Below are 23,277 nucleotides of genomic sequence, written 5' to 3' on the forward strand. Positions count from 1 at the left end.
CCTATTACTGTATAATACGTTCTACACTAAAGACATCTTTAACACGCTTAATTGTATTAACAATACTGATGAGCTGCTCCACATTACGTACAGATAATGATAAATTGATAATGGTTGTGTCATTAGCAGATACAGCATTCAATTCCGAAATATTCGTATTTAAAATTGTCAATTTTTGAATCACATCGCCAAGTACATTTTTACGATCAAGTGCTGTGATTCTAATTTTAGCACTAAATGAATTTGAATGCTCATCATCCCACTCAACTGGAACAATTCTTCCATTGGTTTTGATATTATGACATTCAGCATGGTGAATCGTAATCCCGCTACCTTTTGTAATATATCCAACAATCGGATCACCTGGCACCGGGTGGCAACATTTCCCAATCCTTAAATCAACATTATCTAATCCATCTACAATAATACCAAAACGATTTTTTGCTTTTTTACGATGCTCTTCTTTAATCTTTGCCGCCTCGTTAATTTGTTGAATGAGTTCACTATCATTGACTTCCTTACCATCTGCGAAATATCGTTCAAGCATTGTTTTAACGACTAAGCGACCGCGACCAATTTGGTAATAAAGCTCTTCTAGTTTATCAATACTTTGCTTTTTATAAGCTGTTAATAATTTTTTAATATCTAAATCACTTAACGATAAATCTTTCGAAGCTAATTCTTTTAGGAAAGCCTCTTCGCCTTTATTGACATACTCTTCGCGTTTAATACGATTAAAGTACTGGCGAATTTTATGACGTGCTTGTGAAGTCTGAACAATATTTAACCAATCTTCACTCGGACCAAAGGAATTTCTTGATGATTTAATTTCAACAATATCGCCGGTTTTCATTTGATAATTTAAGGTAACAATCTTTCCATTCACAATCGCACCCGTTGTTTTATGTCCAAGATCTGTATGAATACGATATGCAAAATCAAGTGGGGTAGAACCCGGTGGAAAATCAAAGACGTCTCCATTTGGAGAAAAGACATACACATTCGCATTAAAGATATCATCTTTAACGAGCTTCATTAATTTCTCAGCATCATTCACTTCTTCTTGGTAAGCGATTAATGTTTCATACCATTTTAATTTATCTTGAATTTCTTTTTGTTCCTGTTTTGGAGTGATTTGTCTATTTTCTTTATACGCCCAATGAGCAGCAACTCCTTGCTCCGCGATATCATCCATTTCTTTTGTACGAATTTGAACCTCAAAGACATTACCATGTGGTCCAATAATCGTTGTATGTAAGGACTGATACATATTTGGTTTGGGCATCGCAATATAATCTTTAAAGCGATTTGGAATCGGTTTAAAGTGCGCATGGATAATTCCAAGCGCTGAATAACATTCAGGAACAGAATTAACAATTAAACGTAGCGCTAGCAAATCATAAATTTCTTCAAAATCTTTTTCACGCGTCATCATTTTTTTGTACACGCTATAAATATTTTTAATACGCCCTTTAATCTCAAAATTAATTTGATATTCACTTAATGCTGATTTAATCTCGTCTTCCATTTCTTTTATCTGTGCTTCTCGCTCGTGTTTCTTTTGTTTAATTAACTGAGCAATTCGATAAAAATCTTCGGGCTTTAAAAAGCGAAGCGAGGTATCCTCAAGTTCAGCTTTAACACGATACATCCCTAAACGATGTGCAATTGGAACATAAATTTCCATCGTCTCATGAGCAATCGCACATTGTTTTTCCGGCGCTAAAAACTTAAGCGTACGAATATTGTGTAAACGATCAGCTAATTTAACTAAAATAACACGAATATCTTTACTCATCGCAAGTAACATTTTACGATGATTTTCAGCCTGCTGTTTTTCTTTTGATTTATAAGATAATTTTGTTAACTTTGTCACACCATCTACAATATTGGCAATTTCATCATCAAAGAGTTCAGCTATTTCCTCTTTTGTAATATCTGTATCCTCGATAATGTCATGTAAAAGCCCTGAAGCAATGGTACGAGGTCCCGTTTGCCACTTCGCTAAAATATAAGCGACCTCAATGGGGTGGATAATATACGGTTCCCCTGATTTGCGCAATTGCGTCTTATGCTGCTGATACGCAAGTTCAAACGCTTTTTCAATGATGGCAATACTATCCGGATTTTTAATATATGTTTTAGCTTGCTCTAAAACATGGTCAATTGAAATGTCATACCCATTTAGTTGGTACATAATTATTACTCCTACCATTTAATATACTTAATTTATTATAAATCTAAAATCATCTTTTGTTTCAAAAAAAATGATATTTTCGAATTATTTTAGGTGAAAAAAAAGATGATGACCAAATCAACATCTATCACAAACCGTAAAACTTAACATAATCAATACTATTTTAGCATGATACATACTTTTTTTAGATTTTAACATAAAAAAAAGTAGAATTGCAACAATAATTGCTTCAACTCTACTTAATCTTTTATATTTTTAAAAATTAATATTGCATTAATGAGAAAACGTCATAATTTCCTAAGTGTTTGCGCCCATCTAAATCAACAAGCTCAATTAAGAAAGCACATCCAACTACAATACCACCAAGCTCTTCAATGATTTTAATCGTAGCTTCAACTGTTCCACCTGTTGCTAATAAATCATCAACGATTAAAACACGTTGCCCTGGCTTTACGGCATCTTTGTGCATGCATAATGTATTTGAACCATATTCTAAATCATAGTTAAATGAAACTGTTTCACGAGGTAATTTTCCTGGTTTACGAACAGGCGCAAATCCAATTTTTAATTCATTTGCAACTGGACATCCAAAAATAAATCCACGAGCTTCAGGTCCAACGATTAATTCTGCGTTTTGTGCCTTTGCAAATTCCACCATTTGAGATGTTGCAAAGTTATATGCTTCTCCGTCTGCCATTAACGGTGTAATATCTTTAAACTGAATACCTTCCTTTGGAAAATTAGGTACGTTTGCAACATAATCTTTAAGATTCATGAGTTATTTCCTCCCTAGCGTTAATAAAACTGTTCTTCAATTCACTCCACGTCGTCAATTCAAAAAATTCAAGCATCAAAAGCTTTGATTGTTGAGACTGATACGTTGGAGCTTCTGATAAATCACGCTTCATCTGATAATCGGTTGAAAAAACCGAACCATTTTTTATTATAACAAGTTCTATCTCAAAAAACACCTGCAAAATGAATAATAATTCATTTTTACTAATTCCAATGCGCATAAAGTAACTATACATTTGATCATTTAAATGAATTGGACTGTGTTGTTTGACTAGCTTATACACGGTAATAAATTTTTCTCTCGGTGCAAATGTCACGTGATTTGGTAAAGGAGCTAAAACGATATTTTGAATTGGATGCTCTTTTATAAGTGCCCACAACTGTTCTTTAGAGCTTGGAATTTTATCGATGATTAACGTACTTATTTCTGATGTTTCAGTTACCTCAGAATATAAAGTCGCATGAATAAGCTTTTCCCTATTTTGTTCGTAAACTTGCTTATTTCTTAAATCAAGCAACTGGAACTCATCACATTTAACATCCATGACATGAAATTGAACCGTTCGATTTCCATTCCATTCATTAATTTTAATCTCTCCAATAAAATCAAACAATGTATCAGGCGTTAAATAAATCATTAAATCCGCTTTATTAAACGCAATTGCATCTAGTTGATGAGCCTCATCATAAATCGTAAACTTTAAATGTTGTAACTTATTTCCGATCGCTTTAATATTTTTAACTTTAACCTGCTCAATTCCGATCACTGGAGGACGATTGCCCTCACCATAAGGCGCCAAAACAGCTAAATCCTCAACTAATTCAAGATCAATTTTTTCAAGTGATAAATTTAAGTCTACCCGTTGCATCGGTTGAATCTTAATCCCTCTTAAATCAGCATTTAACTTATCTTCTAACGGTTGAATATTTTCTGGAGCTAACGTAATCCCAGCCGCAAGCGCATGTCCCCCAAAACGTTCGATTAAGTCTTCATTTTGATTGAGTAAATCAAATAAATGATACCCCTCAACCGCTCTTGCCGATCCTTTAACAAATCCATCATGATCATCAGTTAAGACAAAGACAGCTTTTTGCCACAATTTCGATAATCGACCTGCAACAATTCCTAAAATCCCCTCATGCCAGTTCGGTTGATATAATAAAACCACTTTTTTATCTTCTAGTTGTTTTGGAGTCATGAGTGTACTTGCCTGATCTAATACTTTTTGCGTTACTTTTTGACGTTCTAAGTTAAAAGATTCAATTTGTGTTGCAATCAAAGCGGCTTCCATCTCATCATCACTAATTAAAAGTTCAACAGCTAACGCTGCTTCATCCATTCGTCCTGGCGCATTTAACCTTGGACAAATTTCAAATCCGACATTAACTTCATCCACTTCCGATTTATCTATCTTTGCTTCATTCATCAGCGCATTTAACCCGCATAACTCAGTCCGTCTAATCGCCTCAAGTCCACGTTTAACGATATAACGATTTTCGTCACTTAAAGGAACAACATCTCCAATTGTTCCAAGAGCTGCAATAGCAAAATACTCTTCTGATAACCCATCTCCAATTAAAGCTTGAGCTAATTTCAAGGCAACTCCAGCTCCTGATAATTGATGAAATGGATAAGATGAATCTAATTCCGGATGAATAATTGAAAAAGCATTTGGGTGGCATTCCTTTGGTTGATGATGGTCGGTAATAATTAAATCAACCCCGTAAGGAGGTAAAATATCAGCTTCTAATAGACCTGATATTCCATTATCCACCGTTATAATTAACTTATATCCATCTGAAATAGCCTGCATAAAAGCATCTTCATTCGGCCCATATCCCTCATAAAAACGATTTGGGATATAATAATCTACGATGGCTCCTAGCCCTCTTAATGCTCTCATTAAAATAGAAGTTCCTGTTACACCATCAGCATCATAATCCCCATAAATTAAAATTGGCTCTTGATTTTCAATTGCTTTGTTTATACGATCAACACTCTTTTTCATATCCGAAAATAAAAAGGGATCATATAAAGGACCCTCACCGCTTAAAAAGGTGTCAATACTCTTCTCACTCGCTAAGTGACGATTTAAAATGAGTTGTTTAACTTCATCACGAAGATTTGAATTAAAGTCAAGTTCTAACTCCCCGATTGATTCACTCCACTGCCATAAAAAATTAGATTTAAGCAAAATATCTCCTCACCTTCATATTTTATAAAATTCTATCATAGACTTAATCGAAATATTAATTAAGTATAGGTGGATAACTATGAAAAAACAAAGCGTTGCACAAGGAACTTTAATACTCGTTGTAGCCGGTTTAATTACTAAAATATTAGGAATGATAAATCGGATTATTGTGACAAGGTTGTTAGGAGAAGACGGAATTGGTATTTACATGCTAATTTCACCGACATTGATGTTATTAACGACATTCGCAAGTATCGGGCTTCCCGTTGCCATCCCAACCTTAATTTCACGAGCAAACAAGCGACAGAAAAAAATATTATCTGTCTCTCTTATTATTGCGATGGCCTCTAGCCTTTTAATTTCTATCATCCTCTTTTTCACAGCAAAACCATTAGCTGTTTATTTATTAAAGGATGCTAGAACCTATCTTCCCCTCATTTCAATCGGACCCCTTTTATTTTGTGTGTCATTATCGTCCATTTTGAAAGCCTATTTTCAAGGGGAACAAAACATGTATCCCTCAGCGATTTCAACACTTGTTGAACAAATTGTCAGAATTATCATTTGTATCTTCTTTATTAATTGGTTATTGCCTTATGGTGTAATCTATGGCGTTGTCGGGACAATTTGGGCTTCGATTGCAGGAGAATTAGCTTCCATTTTTATTTTAATTGTGATGTTCTTAAACAATATGAGAATTAACCATCGTGGTGCTAATCTCTTACCAACTCGATTAACTTCTCAAAACTTCAAAGATGTTATCGCCATCTCCTTACCCGCAACTGGAAGTCGTTTAATCGGTTCTTTCTCACACTTTCTAGAACCCATCATTGTCGTACAATGTCTCTACCAAATCGGTTATACTAGTGAATCAAGTGCCAAATTATACGGTGCCGTTTCAGGATTCGCCCTTCCTATGCTATTGATGCCATCCTTTATTACGATGGCTGTCACACAATCGATTGTACCTCCGATTAGCCAAGCTTTTGCAAGTAAAAACTTCGAACGAATCCACTCGCATCTCAATGCAGCTTTTCAACTCTCTTTTCTTCCGAGTGGACTTTATACGGTCTTACTGATGATTTTCCCATTTGAATTAATGAAACTTCTATATGGCACAAGTACTGGATCAGACTATCTACTCATCATGGCACCCTTTTTCCTTTTATACTATTTCCAAGGGCCGATGACAGCCAGTTTACAAGCCATTGATGAAGCAAGTCGTGCCATGACGACCACACTTATTTCCTCTATCATCAAAATTATCATGATGGTTGTCTTACTTTTAATCCCGTCTTTAAATATTTACGGATTAATTATCTCTGTTTTATTCAATATCGTCTTTATCACAGGATGGCATTATATTATTATTCATAAAAAAATCGGATATAGTATGGATCTTCGTGCTGTAATTAACGGAACGTTAATTATTGGGATTACCTTTTTACTGGGCCGATACCTATCCGCTACTATGAGCTTCTTCACAAACCCATTTCTCAATATGATATTCATTATGATGATTGTATCGATTGCTTACCTATTTCTTATTGTTATTTGTGGACTTTTTCCAACACAAAAAATGACAACATCCATCAAAACGAAATAACGTTCTTATTATAACATATGTTTCCATGAGATAAAGAAGGATTGCGACTAAAAAACGTTACTGCTCGGTAACGTTTTTTGCATTTAAATCGAGATTTCGTCGTGTTAAACATTGAAGATGCTCACCATCATAAGCTGCATAATACACCTCTTTAACCGAAAAAATCCCCTGATTTTCAAGTTCTTGTTTCACCCAATCTTCATTTTTTTGAATTAAAAATAAATTTTCTTTTTCAATTCCACCTGACGTAATAATTGGTAATGGGTTATATTCAGTTTCTTGTTTTTTAAAGGCAGATAACTCACCATTTGCTTCTAGTATCGCATACTCCACTTCAAATACAGACGAAATATTATTTGTTCTCAATTGAAGCATTAAATCATCAAATGTATAACGTTGTCTACGCATCTCATCTAAATCAACCATGCCATGATGAATTAAAATAGAGGGCTTGCCGTCTACAATCTCTCTCACCTTTTTAAATCTTAATGTAATAAAAGCGGAACAAAACTGTAAAGCCCCTAGAAGACCAATTGCTAACAAGACTTCATGAATGGGACGATTCAAGTTATCAATGGCCATCGCTGCAATCTCAGCCATTAAAACCGATACAACTAAATCAAGTAGCGTCAACTGACCAATTTCCCTTTTTCCCATTAATTTAAATACAATTAACAACACAATATAAAATAAAGTTGTTCGATACACCACAATATAACAATTCGGATCCATAACGTCCTCCTCTTTTTACTTAATCTATTACTAACTTTATTAATGATTCTCATAATCCTGTCGCATCGTTCATAAATTGATTATTGAGATAACATGATTGTATTAGGAGTTGAGAATATGACACAAAAATTAGGACGAGCATTATTATACGGTTTAAGCTTCATTGTTATTAGTATCCTCATACTTGGGTTACTTATAACTACTTTTGCGTATTTTGAATGGCTTTCAGTTGGAGCATTAGAAAAATTAATTTATGCTTCATACGTTGCAATCTTTTTCATCGGATCTGCAGTTGTTGCCAAACAAGTCGCTGAAAAAGGTTGGTTAATTGGGTTAATGATTGCGGCTACGATGATTATCCTGAGCCTGCTTTACTATCTCATTGGAGTAGAATCACCTCTTTCATTTAAATTTGCTATTCGTTGTGTGATTACCTTAGTCATCTGTGTCACTGGAGGAATGATTGGTGTTAATCTTCCGGGAACTAAAAAAAATTAATAAAAAAAGCATAGAACTAAAATTAGTTCTATGCTTTTTTTATTTTCAATTACTACTCAGCTTTACGTGCAATGGCACTACGTTCAAAAGTCCATTTTGCACCTTCATCATTAATTAAAGTAACAGTCGTCTCTTCTAATGCATGAATACGTCCGTGAACACCACCAATAGTCACCACACGGTCACCTTTGTTTAAACTACTTTGCATCGATGCAACAGCTTTACGGCGTTTACTTTCTGGACGAATCATAAAGAAATAAATAATTACCCCTAATAAGGCAAATTGAATAATAAGTACAATCATATCAGCGCTCATTGAACATCTCTCCTTCACCATTCTTAATTTTAAAATTTATGAAAAATAAGATCGTAGTTGATTTCCTACACTTCTATTATAAAAAACTTTCACTTAAAAAAATAGAGAATATTCACATACTTTCAGTATTAAGTCTTTCTATTTTTCACACTAAATTAAATAAATATGTTTAAACTCCAAAATTCATGATAAAAATCGACTTCATCAGTGGGGCCCCGCTTTTTTTATTGTCTAGCAACACTCGCACAATGCTTGTAAAGTTCGAGAAGCTGTTGCAACTCTTCAGTTGCTTCCACCTCCTCTTAGCCCAGTAATTGAGGAAAGCTTTCCAAACTCTAGGTCCCTACTTTCTACGCATTATAGTAGTCCGTCTAATGGAATAAGATTTTTCCTTCAAGAAGGAACAGCCCCACCTACGGAGTAAACCTGACTTCGTCAGGGTGGGGACCCCGCTTTTCTTATTAGAATCCGCGTGATCCTGGTTTGTTTAGTCCGTATTGTTCGAAGAATTCTTCTTTGAAGTCTAGTAAACGATCGTTTTTGATGGCTTCACGGATTTGTTCCATTAAGTTGATTAAGAAGTGTAAGTTATGATAAGACACTAAACGTTGTCCAAATGATTCGTTCGCTTTAATCAAGTGACGAATGTATGCTTTTGTATAATTTTTACAAGCATAGCAATCGCAGTTTGGATCTAACGGAGTAAAATCGCGTTCATAAGTTTTATTTTTAATCACAACACGACCAACTGAAGTCATCGCTGTTCCGTGACGAGCAATACGAGTTGGTAACACACAGTCAAACATATCAATACCTAAAATAGCTCCATCGATTAAATCATCTGGAGATCCTACTCCCATTAAATAACGTGGTTTATCTTTTGGTAAATATGGTGTTGTATACGAAATCATCTTACGCGCTACATCTTTTGGTTCTCCAACTGATACCCCACCAACAGAGTATCCTGGGAAATCCATTTCAACTAACTTTTCAGCACAGTATTTACGAAGTTCTGGGAATTCCCCACCTTGAACAATCCCAAATAACGCTTGCGTATCAGGATTTTTATGAGCATTTTTCCCACGCTCTGCCCAACGAATCGTACGTTCTACTGAATCTTTCATATAGTCATAAGTGGCTGGATATGGTGGACACTCATCAAATGACATGATAATATCTGCCCCTAATGAATTCTGAACACCGATAGAAATTTCTGGTGACATAAATAATGGTGCTCCATTACGATGATCACGGAAGGTTACTCCTTCTTCCGAGATTTGACGTAGTTTACTTAAGCTAAAAACTTGGAATCCACCAGAGTCAGTTAAAATAGCTCCGCCCCAATTCTCAAATTTATGAAGCCCTCCGGCTTCTTCCACAATTTTTTCACCAGGCTGTAACCATAAATGATATGTATTCGCTAAAATAATTTTAGCTCCCATTTTTTCTAACTCTTCTGGTGATAATGTTTTAACCGTTGCTAATGTTCCAACAGGCATAAAAACAGGAGTTTCAAAACTTCCGTGTGGTGTGTGTAATTTTCCATAACGCGCACCTGATTGTTTACATTCATGTATTAATTCATATTTAATCGCCAAGATTGGCACCTCACTTTAACTATCTTAGTTGCATTTTATTCTATAATTAGCATCGCATCTCCAAAACTAAAGAAACGATATTTTTCCTCAACTGCAATTTTATAAGCATTCATCACAGCATCTTGTCCTGCTAAAGATGAAATTAACATAATTAATGTTGACTTTGGTAAATGGAAATTTGTAATCATTCCATCAATCCCTTTAAATTGATACGGCGGATAAATAAAGATATCTGTCCATCCTTCACAAGCCACAAATTTCCCATGATCACGAGCAATGGTTTCAAGTGTACGTGTTGAAGTGGTTCCAACTGTAATAATACGTCCACCTAACTCATGAGTTTGATTTAAAATATCTGCCGTTTCTTGTGACATTTGATAAAATTCTGCATGCATATCATGTTCTTCGACAGAATCTACTGATACTGGTCTAAACGTTCCAAGTCCAACATGCAACGTTACATAAGCAATTTTAACCCCTTTAGCTTGAATTTCTTCAAGTAATTCAGGAGTAAAATGTAACCCTGCTGTTGGGGCAGCTGCTGAACCAATTTCCTTAGCAAAAACAGTTTGATAACGATCACGATCATCTAACTTTTCAGTAATATAAGGTGGTAATGGCATTTCTCCAAGTGAATCTAATACCTCATAGAAAATCCCATCATACATAAATTTGAAAACACGTTTTCCCATATCGCCTGTTGAAATACACTCTGCTTTTAAACGTCCGTCTCCAAATTCAACAATCGTCCCAACTTTAACACGCTTAGCAGGTTTTACTAACGTTTCCCAACAATCTTGTTGTTCTTGTTTTAATAATAAAACCTCAATGCTGGCTCCTGTATCTGGTTTTTGTCCCATTAACCTAGCTGGCATGACCTTCGTATTATTTAATACTAATGTATCATTTGGGCGCAAGTAATTTAACACATCATGAAATACTTCATGTTTTACCTCACCCGTTTTCTTGTTTAAAACCATTAAACGCGATGTATCGCGATCTTTTAATGGAGTCTGTGCGATTAATTCATCGGGCAATTCAAAATCAAACTGATCGACTCGCATAAAACACCAACTTTCTATGTTGCAAAATTAATTTAATTACTTCTTAAATTATCTACCAAATATCGCTTTTTTTCAATCTTTATTTTAACGGATACTCAATCCCTAAATGATGACAAGCTTGTGGTGTAATCACTCGACCACGAGGTGTTCGTTTAATAAATCCCATTTGAAGTAAATACGGCTCATAAACATCTTCAAGCGTCTGTGATTCCTCCCCGATTGAAGCGGCAATCGCTTCAATTCCACAAGGACCACCACCAAAGCGTTCAATAATTCCTCTTAAATACTTATGATCCACATAATCAAGCCCTAACTCATCAATGTCTAAACGATCAAGTGCTAATTTTGCAATATCATGTGTAATCACTCCATTCCCTACTACCTCGGCATAATCACGAACACGACGGAATAATCGATTTGCAATACGAGGTGTGCCACGAGAACGACGAGCTAACTCTAGTGCGGCTAAATCATCCATCTCAATCTCATAAACAATCGCCGTACGCTTAACAATAGAAGTTAACTGCTCTTCTGTATAGTACTCTAATCGATTAATAACACCAAAACGATCACGAAGTGGAGCTGATAAATCCCCTGCTCTTGTCGTTGCCCCAACCAGTGTAAATGGCGCTAAATCTACACGAATCGAACGTGCTGACTCATCTTTTCCAACGACAATATCTAAAACATAATCTTCCATCGCTGGATACAAAACTTCTTCGATTGATTTAGGTAAACGGTGAATCTCATCAATAAATAAAACATCTCCTGGTTCAAGAACTGATAAAATAGCCGCTAAATCACCACTTCTTTCAATCATAGGCCCTGATGTTGTTTTAATGTTAACACCCATTTCATTTGCAATAATCGTGGCTAATGTCGTTTTACCAAGACCCGGAGGTCCGAATAATAAAACATGATCTAGCGACTCGTTACGATTTTTAGCCGCTTCAATGAAAATACGTAAATTTTCTTTTACAGCTGTCTGTCCGATATACTGATTTAAACGTTCAGGACGTAAGCTTAATTCAGACTCATCTCCCATGACTTCATCTGGTGTCACTAAGCGTTCTTCTGTCATCTTCATTCCCTACTTCCTTCTTTTATTTTTGCACAAGCATGCAAAGTAATACCAAATTCCTCTTTAAGTTTTACTTCTCCCTCTTCAGTCAAATAATATTTCACCTCATGATCCATTACTTCCATCACAAGGTATCCCTTATCAACGCAATACTCAACAAAGGCGCCCCCAATAGCAAATGGATTAATACGTTGCATTGACTTCATCCTATCCCTCTCTTCTATATATAACAATTAATAACCAAGATAATAAAAGTCAGTCTTGATTATTCAAATGCTTGATTATCCACCCCAACTATAGACCCTATAAAATAACTATAGAAAATTAATCAGGACTAATCGATTACTTAACTAATAATTGTAGACCTTTTTTAATAATTTCATCAACAGAAGCATCAGTATCTTTAAATGCGTTTTTAACCTTCGTTAATTCTTTATCTCCATATCCAAGTGCTTGTAGAGCTTCAAGCGCCTCAGATAAACTATTATTGACAAAAATTGCAGCATCTGGCACAACTAACTTACCTTTTAAATCCAAGATAATTTGTTGCGCAGTTTTTGGACCGATTTTAGGAAACTTACATAAATATTTTGCATCACCATTTTCAATCGCATGACGTAATCCACTCATATCCTTCATCGCTAAAATCGCACAAGCTGTTTTAGGTCCAATGCCTCTTGCACTAATCAAATTGATAAACAAATCATGTTCCTCAAGCGTCTTAAATCCATACAAACTTAAATCATTCTCTGACACCACTTGGTGTGTAAAAACCTGTGTCGCTTCATCCTTTCTAAATTCATAAGGATTCGCCGTATAAACTTTATATCCAATACCCGCTACCTCAATCACAACGAAATCTTTAGCGCTATAAGCAACCGTTCCTTTTAAATATGCGTACACCTTCATCACCTCTTTATATTGATTCATTATAACATAACTTCACCTAGATTAAAAAGTTACAAAAACAAACATTAGTTCTATTTTAGGAGATTCATTTCTATTTTAATCATGAATCCATTTAAAATCATCATAACCTTCTAAAAAATCACGTCAATAGTTGCTATAAATTAAAAAAGCTTGCCCTTACGGACAAGCCCTCATCTTAATGATGATCTTTATCTTTTAAGAATAAGAAGTAGTACGCTGCAGTCACTAACATCCCACCTATAATATTTCCGATTGTAACTGGAATAATATTAGCCATAATTTGTCCAATCGTAAGATCTGCTCCAAGTAAATATCCCATTGGTAAAACGAACATGTTTGCCACGCAGTGTTCAAATCCTGTAATAACGAATAACCAAATCGGAATATAACTAATAATAACTTTTCCTGTAACATCCTTCGCTGCATAAGACATATAAACTGTGATTGCAACTAAAATATTACATAACGTACTACGAGTTAATAATTCAACCATATTTAAATGAACTTTTTTCTCAGCTAAATGCATCACACCTTCAGCTATTGATCCGGTAAATGTATTACTATAATACACTAAAACAACTAAGAATAAAGCTCCAACTAAGTTTCCAAGCCAAACAATACTAAGATTTTTTGCTACATCACCTAATTTAATTTCTTTTTTATACCACGCCATCGTGACTAACGTATTACCGGTAAATAAATCAGCTCCAGCAATTAAAACTAATAATAATCCCACAGGGAATAATAAAGCTCCAACCACTTTACCAACTGCCGCATCTGCCATAATGCCAGATACAATTAAATATCCTGTGTAGCCAAGTCCAATGAATAGTCCTGCCAACATAGCTGAAACAAATACAATACTATTTTTCTTAGATGTCTTATACTTACCAACACCAACCGTTGCTTCAGCAATTTCTTTTGGCGCTAACATTTGTTGCATAAAATACCCCTCCACGTAATTCTCCTAAAATCTAACTATAACATCAGAGTTAATACATTATGATGTTATAACGTTATAACATAACAATAACACCAATTCACTTTATTTGTAAATAAATTTTAAGCAATTTAGTGTCATTTTTTCCTTATTTTATCCACATTTCTCCTGTACTTCCCATATTCTCTCCACTTCTTTCTTACATTTTAATGAAAACGTTATATTTACGACCATTCCCACAATATATTATAATAGTTATAACATTTAATAGAAAAGGAGATTGATAGATGGAAACGATAGAGAGGCAAAAAATAAAAATTTGGAAAGAATCCGATAAAATGTGGGTCATGATATTTATCGCCCTCTCCTTAATCGGATTTGGATTTATTACCTCTTCCTTTAAAGACATTTTAAACGGTTTATATGAAATTATTATTCATCCAGATGCCCTTATCACTGATTATATCGTGATCGGTGGAATTGGAGGAGCATTTGTTAACTCTGGAATATTAACCTTAATTATCATTTTTCTACTCTGGAAAAACAAAATCCACTTTAATGGGGCAACCTTCGCTTCCCTATTCCTAATTGCTGGTTTTTCATTTCTAGGTAAGAATTTATTAAATATATGGGCCATCATCATTGGGGTCTACTTATTTGCAAAGTATCATAAACAACCTTTTGCTAGATACATCTATATCGCATTATTCGGAACGGCGATGGCCCCCATCGTAACAGAGATTATCTTTCACTTTCAACTTATTTTACCGCTTCGAATCATACTCGGTATTATCTTAGGAATTCTAATTGGATTTATTCTTCCCCCTCTAGCCTCTCACTTTTTAAAGGTTCACCAAGGATATAACCTTTATAATGTTGGATTTACAGCAGGTATGATGATTACCGTTTTAGTTGCCTTATTTAAATCCTTTGGATATAAACCCTCATCTCAACTCATTTGGGGAGAGGGGAATAATCTTTTAATCGGAAGCTATCTCTATTTTCTTTGCACGGTAATGATTCTACTAGGAGAGTTGACTGATACACGATCAATTGAACAATTCAAACGGATTACACACCACTCAGGACGACTAGTTAGTGATTTCATTTTAATAGATGGTTTTTCTCCAACACTCATCAATATGGGAATCAATGGATTAATCGCTACTACTTACGTCTTAATAGTTGGTGGTCAGTTAAATGGACCAACTATCGGTGGAATTTTTGCCGTTATAGGATTCGGAGCATTTGGAAAACATTTTAAAAACATTATCCCGGTAATGATTGGTGTAGTCATCGGTTCCTATTTAAAGGTATGGTCTATTAATGATCCCTCGATTTTACTTGCAGCCTTATTTGGAACGTCACTCGCTCCGATTGCAGGTGAATTTGGTTGGGCATACGGAATTTTAGCAGGCTTTTTACATTCATCCGTTGTTTTACATGTCGGAAGCCTGCATGCTGGATTAAATTTATATAATAATGGTTTTTCTGCTGGCATTGTCGCCGCTATTTTGGTACCATTAATTGAAGCTTTTCGAAAGGAAACACGTCAATGATTTCAACACAAAAACGCATAGCAAAAATAACTAACGAGCTTATTAGCTTCTTCTTCACCTTAGATGCAACGAATATCTCTGTTCAAATCAATGAGCAAGACTCACAATTTGAACTTCTCCTAAGTTGTAACTATAACGTAGAAAAATCAGATAAGCTTAAAGATCTAAGCTATTATTTACAAACTAATCGACAAGTTGAAATGGAAGAGTGTTATTGGGAATTAGCAGGCGAAGGATGTAAAGATTTTGAATTAGCCTTAATTGGGATGATGACTGACTCATTTAAAATGGAAATCAATCAAAACCTTCTAAACCTTAAACTCTATAAAAATAAGGCTTAGACACAAAAAAGGAGATGCTTTATAACTTAAAGTATCTCTTTTTTTATTTAATCATTTTTCTGTCTGTTCATCTTCACTTATTTTTTCTTAAGATAACGTGGAGGTCTCGGATTTTCCTTTAAGACATTATACAAAATTCGATATGCATCATTCCCTCCTAGTTCAATCGAATTTTCAATCACACTTTTTCTAAAATCAAAACTTCCGTAAATACCAGTGCCCAAATCTCGACTTGGTGCAATTTCAATCAGTCGTTTACCATTAATTTCTTTTCGACCCAAACACTGCCCCCGATTTAAATAAACAATAATAATCGTCTCACAATCTGATTTTAACAAAGGAGCGAGAGGGGCACGTTCATATTTCATCGGATCACAATAATAGCTGTTATCAATATAAACAGGATTATACAACATCGGTACAGCTGTTGTCGCAAACAAAATATCTTGCATTTTCTTTGGAGACTGATGATTTAAGTTAAAATAGGCTAATTGCTTACTATTTACTTTTCCACATGATACGATAAGGTCTATTGATTGTTTCTGTATAATAGATGGCTTTAAATACTGGCGTAATACTTTCTCAAATCCCTTTCTTTGTAATGGAAGTCCTGTTTGATTAGCAACTCCAACCATATTAATCGCCCCAAAAAAAGGCGACATCTGCCTCGTATTCACACGATGTACAATTTGATTTACCTTTTTAATATTTTCTTTACTCACACCAAAAATAGCTGTCCAATTACACTGTTGCCAAATTTGGTCAATCTCATCTGCACTATACATTAGGTACAGAGCCCCATTTAAAGCGCCAATGGATGAACCTGATATCATTTTTATTTCGTTTGCAATTTCTAATTCTTCCAACACTTTAAAAACACCCACTTGATAGGCACCTTTTGCCCCTCCACCACATAGAACTAACCCTATATTTTTCACACTATCCCCTCCTCTCTATATCAATAAGTTATGAAATTAGCCCCTAATGGTGCCTTTAAATAAAAAAGGATTCCACTTAGGAATCCTCTTCTTGACATAACTTAAAAGCATTAGCCGTCACTTCTTTTTTAACAAGGCGATTGAGTGTACAGTAACGCTCTTGATACACTCCAACCTGACTTGCAGTTTGATAACCGATGGTCTCATTTTGTAAATTCTTAGCCAGATGACTCCCAAGCGATGAAGAAGCAATTTTCATTACAAACAAATAACTTGATTGCCAAGCATATCGTGTCTGTTGCCACAACTTAACATAACACATGATCTCATCAAAACAACCTTTGCATGATTGACATTGCGACTTAGAAAGCCCTGCCAATCGTCTTGCAATACAGGGGGTCGGCGTTAAGGCATAAAGGGGCATTTGTTTTTTTTGTGTGCGAGAAGAAAACATCATAAACGCATTTAATGCTCTTTTGAAAACAGGTGACTCCTCACTTTTCGAATTAGGATCGACAGTTTCCGCAATCACAGCAATTCGATTAGGATTCATCAAACTTTGAATTAACTCATATAAATCAAGAAACTTCATCTGTTTTCTAACTGATTTCTCGTTCATCCAATTAAAGCTTTGAATCATATCAAACTTTGTAAAATCGTAAGGTTTAAAACATAACTCATTTAACTTTTCTTTAAATCCTTTAAATGATGGTTGAATAACCATCGAAATTGGAACTAAATTCACCTCATTTTTAATTAGTCCAACACTTACATAATGTCTAAAAATATTCATTTGACTTCGCAAGGCTAACTTATTCCCCTCAACGGTAAAGACATTAATAATCTTATTAGAAAAAACCTCTTCCATCACCTGAATTAAGCCAAAGACATCTCCACCTGAACCACTTCCAAGCGCTAGTACATTTATCACTTGAAGCTCATCATACGTTTGATACACCTCAACATTTAAAAACCAATCATGATAGACCTCATAACTTTGACGATAACTAATCGGAAACTGTTCTACTAAACAAGCAATAATCGCTTCCTTACTATTGTGTAAATTATCCTGAGTATGTCCAAGTGTTTTCACATCCACATCAGGTGACAATTGTTCCTGCCACACTTCAATTTGTTCATACAATGTGGGATTTAATACTCTCATCATCTCACCCCAATCAAAAATTAGTCAACTCTTTACATCATATGATGTAAATCAAAAAAAGCAGTAAATTTTTATAAAAAATTACTGCTTCTCCTACTAGTTGCCTATTTTATCGTAATGATGACCGATCAGGTGAATACATTCGTCCAACTTCAAAATATAATGATACTTGAACAAAACCTGATTGGTTATAATCATTGATTTCGTTATAAGGAAAATAAGCTGTCATTTCATTATACTTTTCTGTCTTATCAAGAACAAATTCAACTTCTTGAGGGTAATTGATATTAGCTAACTTGCAAAAATAATTAAATTTATCAATTGCTGCCAATACATCGTCATAATAGCGATCAAAATAAACTTCATCCCCTGGCTGTACAACAACAATCCGAACACGACTAAAGCTTCGTTCCATCTTCTTTCCTCCTACCCTTATTATGATTTCATTCTATTATATTTTCAATGATCACAAACTATGTCTGCAAAAACATAAAAAGAGACCTTTCTTATGAAGGCCTCTTTCATCTTTTATAATTCACTTAAAACATCATCTAAATTCTGAATTAAAACTTCGATATTTTCTTCCGTAATCACTAAAGGTGGCTGGAAAGCTAGTACATTACGTCCTAGTCCATTTTTTCCAACAATTAATCCGCGATCTTTTAGCTTCTCTAAAATGAGATCTGTTTCTTCAGATGCTGCTTCTCCATTTGCTTTTACTAATTCAGCACCAAGCATTAAGCCAAGTCCACGAACCTCTTTAATAATCGGATGCTTTTCCTTTAGCAACTCTAATTTTTGTTTTAAAATAGCTCCTAAATACTCTGAACGTTCACACAGGTTATTTTTTTCAATGTAATCTAAAACTGCCATCGCAGTAGCTGATGAAACAGGATTTCCACCAAGTGTTGAAGCAGATGGCTTAGTAAATGCCTTTGCGATTTCATCATTCGTACAAAAAGCAGAAATTGGCATTCCATTTCCAAGTGCTTTCGCAACCGTCATAATGTCTGGAACCACGCCATAATTTTCAATCGCAAACATCTTTCCGGTACGTGCAAATCCAGTTTGAACTTCATCAATCAATAATAAAATATCATGTTGCTCAAGAAGAGCCTTTAATTCTTTGAAGTACCAAAGAGGAGGTGTAATAATTCCACCATTTCCTTGAATCGGCTCTGCGATTAAAGCTGCAATATTTTCTGCTCCTTGTTCTTCAATAACTTGTTTAATACTTTCAATTGAAGCCTTTGCCGCTGATTCTAAGTCTAATGTATCACTATAAACATTCTTGGCAAAATGAATACAACGAGATAAATCTGGATCTGCTCGCCACATTGGAATAGCAGTGGCACTCATGGTTAAATGCGTACGTCCATGTAACCCATTATGAAGGGCTATAAAATCATTTTTCCCCGTATATAATCTTGCCAGCAACATGGCTCCTTCATTCGCCTCAGAACCCGTACAGCAGAAGAATGAGCGACGTAAATTTCCAGGTAACACCGTTGCTAACTTCTCTGCTAAATTCACCATTTGCTCTGTTAAATAAATGATCGTCGTATGTTGTAACGTTTGCATCTGTGAAATCGCCACATCTAAAATTTCTTTATTACAATGCCCACAGTTCATCACTGAAACACCCGCAAAAAAGTCAATATACTCTTTTCCTTGATCATCATATAAATACTGCATATCCCCTTTCACGATTTGTGGAGGATTTTTATAAAAATGATTTCCATGAGACGATGGAAATAAAAACTCTTTTTTCTTTTGAATAATTTTATCTGCACCTATCATAATTTATCTCCTTAATTATATTGCATTGCTCCAAGTGTGAAGCCTAAGTTTTCATAATTTAATTCTTTTACTAACTCATCACAAAGCTCAAGATTCGCTATCGCTTTTTGATACGTATTAATAATCTGACGTAACGTTTCAAGTTCATAGTTACATCCTTCAATTTTAAAGGATGCCGCACCTAAATGATGTAATTCTTTTAATAAAGGTAAATAACATAATTCTTTAGCTAATACCATATGGTTATTCCCTTTATTGTCACGATAAACAGGATGTTCCTGTCCTCTATCATCAATTAATAACAAGACCTCTTTATCACGATACTTACGATCTGCTTTTTGACTTGCCTCAACGATTTTTGTATTTTCATATAAATCATGACTCATATACATCACAACAGGGGCCCCATGAACTGTAATCTCAATCGGTAACGCTGAATGTTGCAATAAATCTTTTGTATTCATCACTGGTGATTCATTTGACATGCCCGCTAAGCTTAAACCAAAACGTCCATAGAAATTAGCTGCTGTCGCATTATAAATATTTAAAGCTGTATCCCCAATCATTTCAAAAGCGAAATCTGCAAAATAACGAATAGCCCCTAAATTCGTCACGACAATCCCATCAATTCCTAAATTTTGCGTACGTAATAAATGAGCATAACGACTGAAATCATCTTCATACATCATCGTCGGTAATCCTAAATAAAGTTTAGAATTTCCCTTATTTTTCGAAAGACTTTGAATTTCTTTCACACTAAATGGCAACTGTGGTTGGAATACTTCACCTGATAAATAAATCTTTTCAACCCCTTCTTCGATTGCCATCATCGCGGCCTGATAAGAATTAACTTTAACACTTAAAGTCGGTCGATGCGTTTTGATGTCCTCTGTCGCAAGCATCGATTTAATTTGTTGAACTCGTGAGTCTTTCATTTCACTCTCTTCGACTGGTTTACTAAACACTTTTCCAGTACTATAAAACTTCCCTGTTCCTTCCCATCGTTCATTAATATTACTTAGTCCTGGTTTACCAAAAGCATAAGCGGTCGAGAAATCACGTTTTCGGTTTTCATACAACGTTTTTGAATCCTTCTGACGATCATAAAAAATCGGATCTTCAATATAACGATTAATGGCATCACTGTAGCTATTAATAATCCCCAGTAGATAGTCGGCTTCTCGCATACGACCTTCAATTTTAAATGAAACCACTCCCGCTTCAATTAATTCCGGAATATTTTCATACATATACATATCTTTAACCGCCAATGGGAAAGTTGTATTGTATTGGTTCCCCCCTTGGTTCATTTTATATCCCCAACGACAAGGCTTCATACATAAACCACGATTACCACTTTTTCCAAATAAAATTCCACTATACGTACATTGTGAACCATGTGCCACACACATGTCACCATGCACAAAATATTCAAACTCCATATCAGTTTGACGAGAGAAGTACTTGACCGTCTCTAAATCAATATCACGAGAAGTTACAACGCGTGTTACGCCAAGTTCTCGTAAGGCTTTAATGGTTTCAAGATTATGTGTATTCATCATAACAGAGGCATGAATATTTAAATCTAGTCCAAGTTCATTAACTAAGTACACAATACTCATATCTTGAACGATAATAGCATCTGGCTTTAATTCACTCAAATAGGTTAAATAATCTTTTGCTTGTTTTAAATCCTCTGAACTTAACAGGTTATTAACTGTAATATAGATTTTCTTTCCTAGATCATGTGTAATTTTAACGGCTTCTGCTAACTCTTCATCTGTAAAGTTAAATCCTTTTCGATGCATACGCATATTGAAAATTTTACCACCTAAATAAACCGCATCTGCTCCACTATGAATGACTTGTTTAAATATTTCGAACGTCCCAACAGGGGCCAGTAATTCAACTTCTTGATTATTAAAATATCGACTCATACTCCGCTTCCTCTTCTTTCATCAGATTGATTTTCATTATATCATAACCTGTTTTTAAATGAATAGACTTTAATATTTCGACATTTATCACTTTATTCAGTTAACTCATTTTAATATGAAATAAAAAAAATCGCCTCTTAAAAGCAAAAGGCTTTAACAGGCGATTAAATAAGACGATTAACGTCCACAACATTTTTTATATTTTTTTTGACTCCCACATGGGCAAGGTTCATTACGTCCAATTTTAGTTGATTTAATTGGATTAATCATTGGAACAACAACTTGTGTTGAGGCAACCTCTTTCACTGCTGAAGCTTCTAAATCAACTTGACGGAATCCACGATTTTCCCACGTACGAGCATGATTAAATGCATCCATTAAAAGAATCATTAACGCCTGTCCTACATTGTAAGATTCCATTTCAATTTGACGGCCTTCAAGTGCCATAAAGGCTAATTTAGGTTGATATTTATATGCAAAAGACATTCCCATTTCATGTGCAATTTCACGAGCGACTTTTTTATCTTCACAAATATTTTCTTCAATAAATTTTTGAACTTGCATTAATTGAGGAGTCCATTCACCTTCGTCCATTCCAAACTGTTGAATTTCTTCTTTTGTTGGCATGTAATATTCTTTTTCTTCTTGAGTTTCGCGTAAAGCTAATACTTCTTGTTCTGAATCAATAAGTAATGAATCTGAAACAAATAATGGTCCAAATGATTGAACATTTCCATGGAATGTTAATTTACAGAATAATACATTTAGCGCTTCTTCTGGCGTTAATGGTGTTGTTTCATACTCATTAAACACTTTACATAATTGAGCAAAATCACAAATTCCGTATAAATTAACTAATGCCTTCATATATAAATAAACAAGATCCGTACGTACTTTTGTATCTTGTAATTCTGGTTGAGAGATATTAGCATAAGCCTCTTTTACAACTTGAGGCATCATGTAAACAACCTCTTTACCGTTCATGACAGGGTAAACATATCCAAGATTGTATAACGTGTAAACAGAAGAAGACATCATCTCATCACAGTTAACATATGCTTCATTAACTAACATAACGAAATCACTCATCATCAAATCGTCCATGCCACACAGAATATACTCTAAACGTGATACATCACCAAGTGTGGCAATAATACGTTCAATTAATCCACCTTTTGCTAATGACGAACATCCTTTTAATCCATGATGATCCACTAAACGTTTTAATTCAGGTTTTTTGAGTTTATTTAGAATTGTTTCTAACTTCTCATCATAATTACATTTAATTGCATTTGCAATCATTGATTCTTTAATAATATCGTTCATATTTTGCATCAGTAATCCCACCTTACAAAAGAAAAAGTCAACTCGAAATTTATACTTTATCATATTATTAATAAAAAAGCAAAAGAAAATTCTACAAACAAGGTGTTTTACCTCTTATTTTTCTTGTTTTCTTTTCTTTTTTCGACATCGAATTACACATAAAATAATCGATTTTTCTTAGACTATAACTAACAATCATTTAAGGTGGTGACCATGATGGGATTATTATTGTTTTTTGAATTCATCTATACGTTGTTTT

At 34.6% G+C, this 23,277-nt stretch carries 21 protein-coding genes; 4 read left to right on the top strand and 17 right to left on the bottom strand.

Annotated features, from left to right (window positions below; translation table 11 throughout):
* Positions 1-4: 4 nt before the first annotated feature.
* The 3 genes from HLK68_RS00255 to recJ form a co-directional block, all read right to left on the bottom strand.
* Positions 5-2,197: a RelA/SpoT family protein gene (locus tag HLK68_RS00255; RefSeq protein WP_132942911.1), complete on the bottom strand. Its 2,193-nt coding sequence runs from the start codon at positions 2,195-2,197 to the stop codon at positions 5-7.
* 262 nt (positions 2,198-2,459) lie between these two features.
* Entirely contained in the window at positions 2,460-2,972 is a 513-nt protein-coding gene (locus HLK68_RS00260) for an adenine phosphoribosyltransferase (RefSeq protein WP_006784225.1), read from the bottom strand.
* Positions 2,962-5,187 (bottom strand): single-stranded-DNA-specific exonuclease RecJ, encoded by a 2,226-nt coding sequence (gene recJ / locus HLK68_RS00265; protein ID WP_132942912.1) that lies wholly within the window; start codon positions 5,185-5,187, stop codon positions 2,962-2,964. Before recJ ends, HLK68_RS00260 begins: the two co-directional genes overlap by 11 nt.
* 79 nt (positions 5,188-5,266) lie before the next feature.
* Here recJ and spoVB point away from each other — a divergent pair, with 79 nt between their 5' ends.
* Complete coding sequence (spoVB, locus tag HLK68_RS00270; protein WP_006784227.1) at positions 5,267-6,793, top strand: stage V sporulation protein B; 1,527 nt, start codon at positions 5,267-5,269, stop codon at positions 6,791-6,793.
* 57 nt (positions 6,794-6,850) lie between these two features.
* Here spoVB and HLK68_RS00275 read toward each other — a convergent pair whose 3' ends face one another.
* A complete protein-coding gene (locus HLK68_RS00275) occupies positions 6,851-7,525 on the bottom strand; it encodes a DUF421 domain-containing protein (RefSeq protein WP_006784228.1) in 675 nt (224 codons plus the stop codon).
* 117 nt (positions 7,526-7,642) lie between these two features.
* Here HLK68_RS00275 and HLK68_RS00280 point away from each other — a divergent pair, with 117 nt between their 5' ends.
* Complete coding sequence (locus HLK68_RS00280) at positions 7,643-8,023, top strand: TIGR04086 family membrane protein (protein WP_006784229.1); 381 nt, start codon at positions 7,643-7,645, stop codon at positions 8,021-8,023.
* 52 nt (positions 8,024-8,075) lie between these two features.
* Here the strand turns inward: HLK68_RS00280 and yajC are convergent, their stop codons facing one another.
* From yajC to HLK68_RS00315, 7 genes are all read right to left on the bottom strand, one after another.
* Positions 8,076-8,339: a preprotein translocase subunit YajC gene (gene yajC, locus HLK68_RS00285; RefSeq protein WP_006784294.1), complete on the bottom strand. Its 264-nt coding sequence runs from the start codon at positions 8,337-8,339 to the stop codon at positions 8,076-8,078.
* 461 nt (positions 8,340-8,800) lie between these two features.
* On the bottom strand, positions 8,801-9,937 hold the full coding sequence (gene tgt / locus HLK68_RS00290; RefSeq protein ID WP_006784293.1) for a tRNA guanosine(34) transglycosylase Tgt: 1,137 nt from the start codon (positions 9,935-9,937) through the stop codon (positions 8,801-8,803).
* A gap of 35 nt (positions 9,938-9,972) precedes the next feature.
* Entirely contained in the window at positions 9,973-11,001 is a 1,029-nt protein-coding gene (queA, locus tag HLK68_RS00295; protein WP_006784292.1) for a tRNA preQ1(34) S-adenosylmethionine ribosyltransferase-isomerase QueA, read from the bottom strand.
* A gap of 79 nt (positions 11,002-11,080) precedes the next feature.
* Positions 11,081-12,088: a Holliday junction branch migration DNA helicase RuvB gene (gene ruvB / locus HLK68_RS00300; protein ID WP_006784291.1), complete on the bottom strand. Its 1,008-nt coding sequence runs from the start codon at positions 12,086-12,088 to the stop codon at positions 11,081-11,083.
* Positions 12,085-12,288: a hypothetical protein gene (locus tag HLK68_RS00305; RefSeq protein ID WP_129821269.1), complete on the bottom strand. Its 204-nt coding sequence runs from the start codon at positions 12,286-12,288 to the stop codon at positions 12,085-12,087. The genes ruvB and HLK68_RS00305 overlap by 4 nt, the downstream gene beginning before the upstream one ends.
* 136 nt (positions 12,289-12,424) lie before the next feature.
* Positions 12,425-13,012 carry a Holliday junction branch migration protein RuvA gene (gene ruvA, locus HLK68_RS00310; RefSeq protein ID WP_006784290.1) on the bottom strand — a complete coding sequence of 196 codons (588 nt, stop codon included), beginning with the start codon at positions 13,010-13,012 and terminating at the stop codon, positions 12,425-12,427.
* 175 nt (positions 13,013-13,187) lie between these two features.
* The gene (locus HLK68_RS00315) at positions 13,188-13,955 is read right to left on the bottom strand and encodes a formate/nitrite transporter family protein (protein ID WP_039930827.1); all 768 of its coding nucleotides are present in this window, start codon (positions 13,953-13,955) and stop codon (positions 13,188-13,190) included.
* 284 nt (positions 13,956-14,239) lie between these two features.
* On the opposite strand from HLK68_RS00315, the gene HLK68_RS00320 reads away from it, so the two are divergent.
* A complete protein-coding gene (locus HLK68_RS00320; protein WP_132942913.1) occupies positions 14,240-15,511 on the top strand; it encodes a DUF1576 domain-containing protein in 1,272 nt (423 codons plus the stop codon).
* Entirely contained in the window at positions 15,508-15,852 is a 345-nt protein-coding gene (locus HLK68_RS00325; protein WP_040763902.1) for a hypothetical protein, read from the top strand. The genes HLK68_RS00320 and HLK68_RS00325 overlap by 4 nt, the downstream gene beginning before the upstream one ends.
* Before the next feature lie 77 nt (positions 15,853-15,929).
* On the opposite strand, the gene HLK68_RS00330 is transcribed toward HLK68_RS00325, so the two are convergent.
* From HLK68_RS00330 to HLK68_RS00355, 6 genes are all read right to left on the bottom strand, one after another.
* Positions 15,930-16,790: a patatin-like phospholipase family protein gene (locus HLK68_RS00330; protein ID WP_006784287.1), complete on the bottom strand. Its 861-nt coding sequence runs from the start codon at positions 16,788-16,790 to the stop codon at positions 15,930-15,932.
* 76 nt (positions 16,791-16,866) lie between these two features.
* A complete protein-coding gene (locus HLK68_RS00335; RefSeq protein ID WP_055163554.1) occupies positions 16,867-17,955 on the bottom strand; it encodes a hypothetical protein in 1,089 nt (362 codons plus the stop codon).
* 109 nt (positions 17,956-18,064) lie between these two features.
* Positions 18,065-18,370 carry a hypothetical protein gene (locus tag HLK68_RS00340; protein WP_006784285.1) on the bottom strand — a complete coding sequence of 102 codons (306 nt, stop codon included), beginning with the start codon at positions 18,368-18,370 and terminating at the stop codon, positions 18,065-18,067.
* A gap of 113 nt (positions 18,371-18,483) precedes the next feature.
* Positions 18,484-19,755, bottom strand: coding sequence for an aspartate aminotransferase family protein (locus HLK68_RS00345; protein ID WP_006784284.1), 1,272 nt, complete (start codon positions 19,753-19,755; stop codon positions 18,484-18,486).
* A gap of 11 nt (positions 19,756-19,766) precedes the next feature.
* Entirely contained in the window at positions 19,767-21,692 is a 1,926-nt protein-coding gene (locus HLK68_RS00350; RefSeq protein WP_132942914.1) for a peptidase U32 family protein, read from the bottom strand.
* Between the two features lie 177 nt (positions 21,693-21,869).
* The gene (locus HLK68_RS00355; protein ID WP_006784282.1) at positions 21,870-23,027 is read right to left on the bottom strand and encodes a YecA family protein; all 1,158 of its coding nucleotides are present in this window, start codon (positions 23,025-23,027) and stop codon (positions 21,870-21,872) included.
* Between the last annotated feature and the right edge of the window lie 250 nt (positions 23,028-23,277).

Origin of the sequence: Turicibacter sanguinis, assembly GCF_013046825.1 — a bacterium.
GTDB classification, from domain to species: Bacteria; Bacillota_I; Bacilli_A; order MOL361; family Turicibacteraceae; genus Turicibacter; species Turicibacter sanguinis.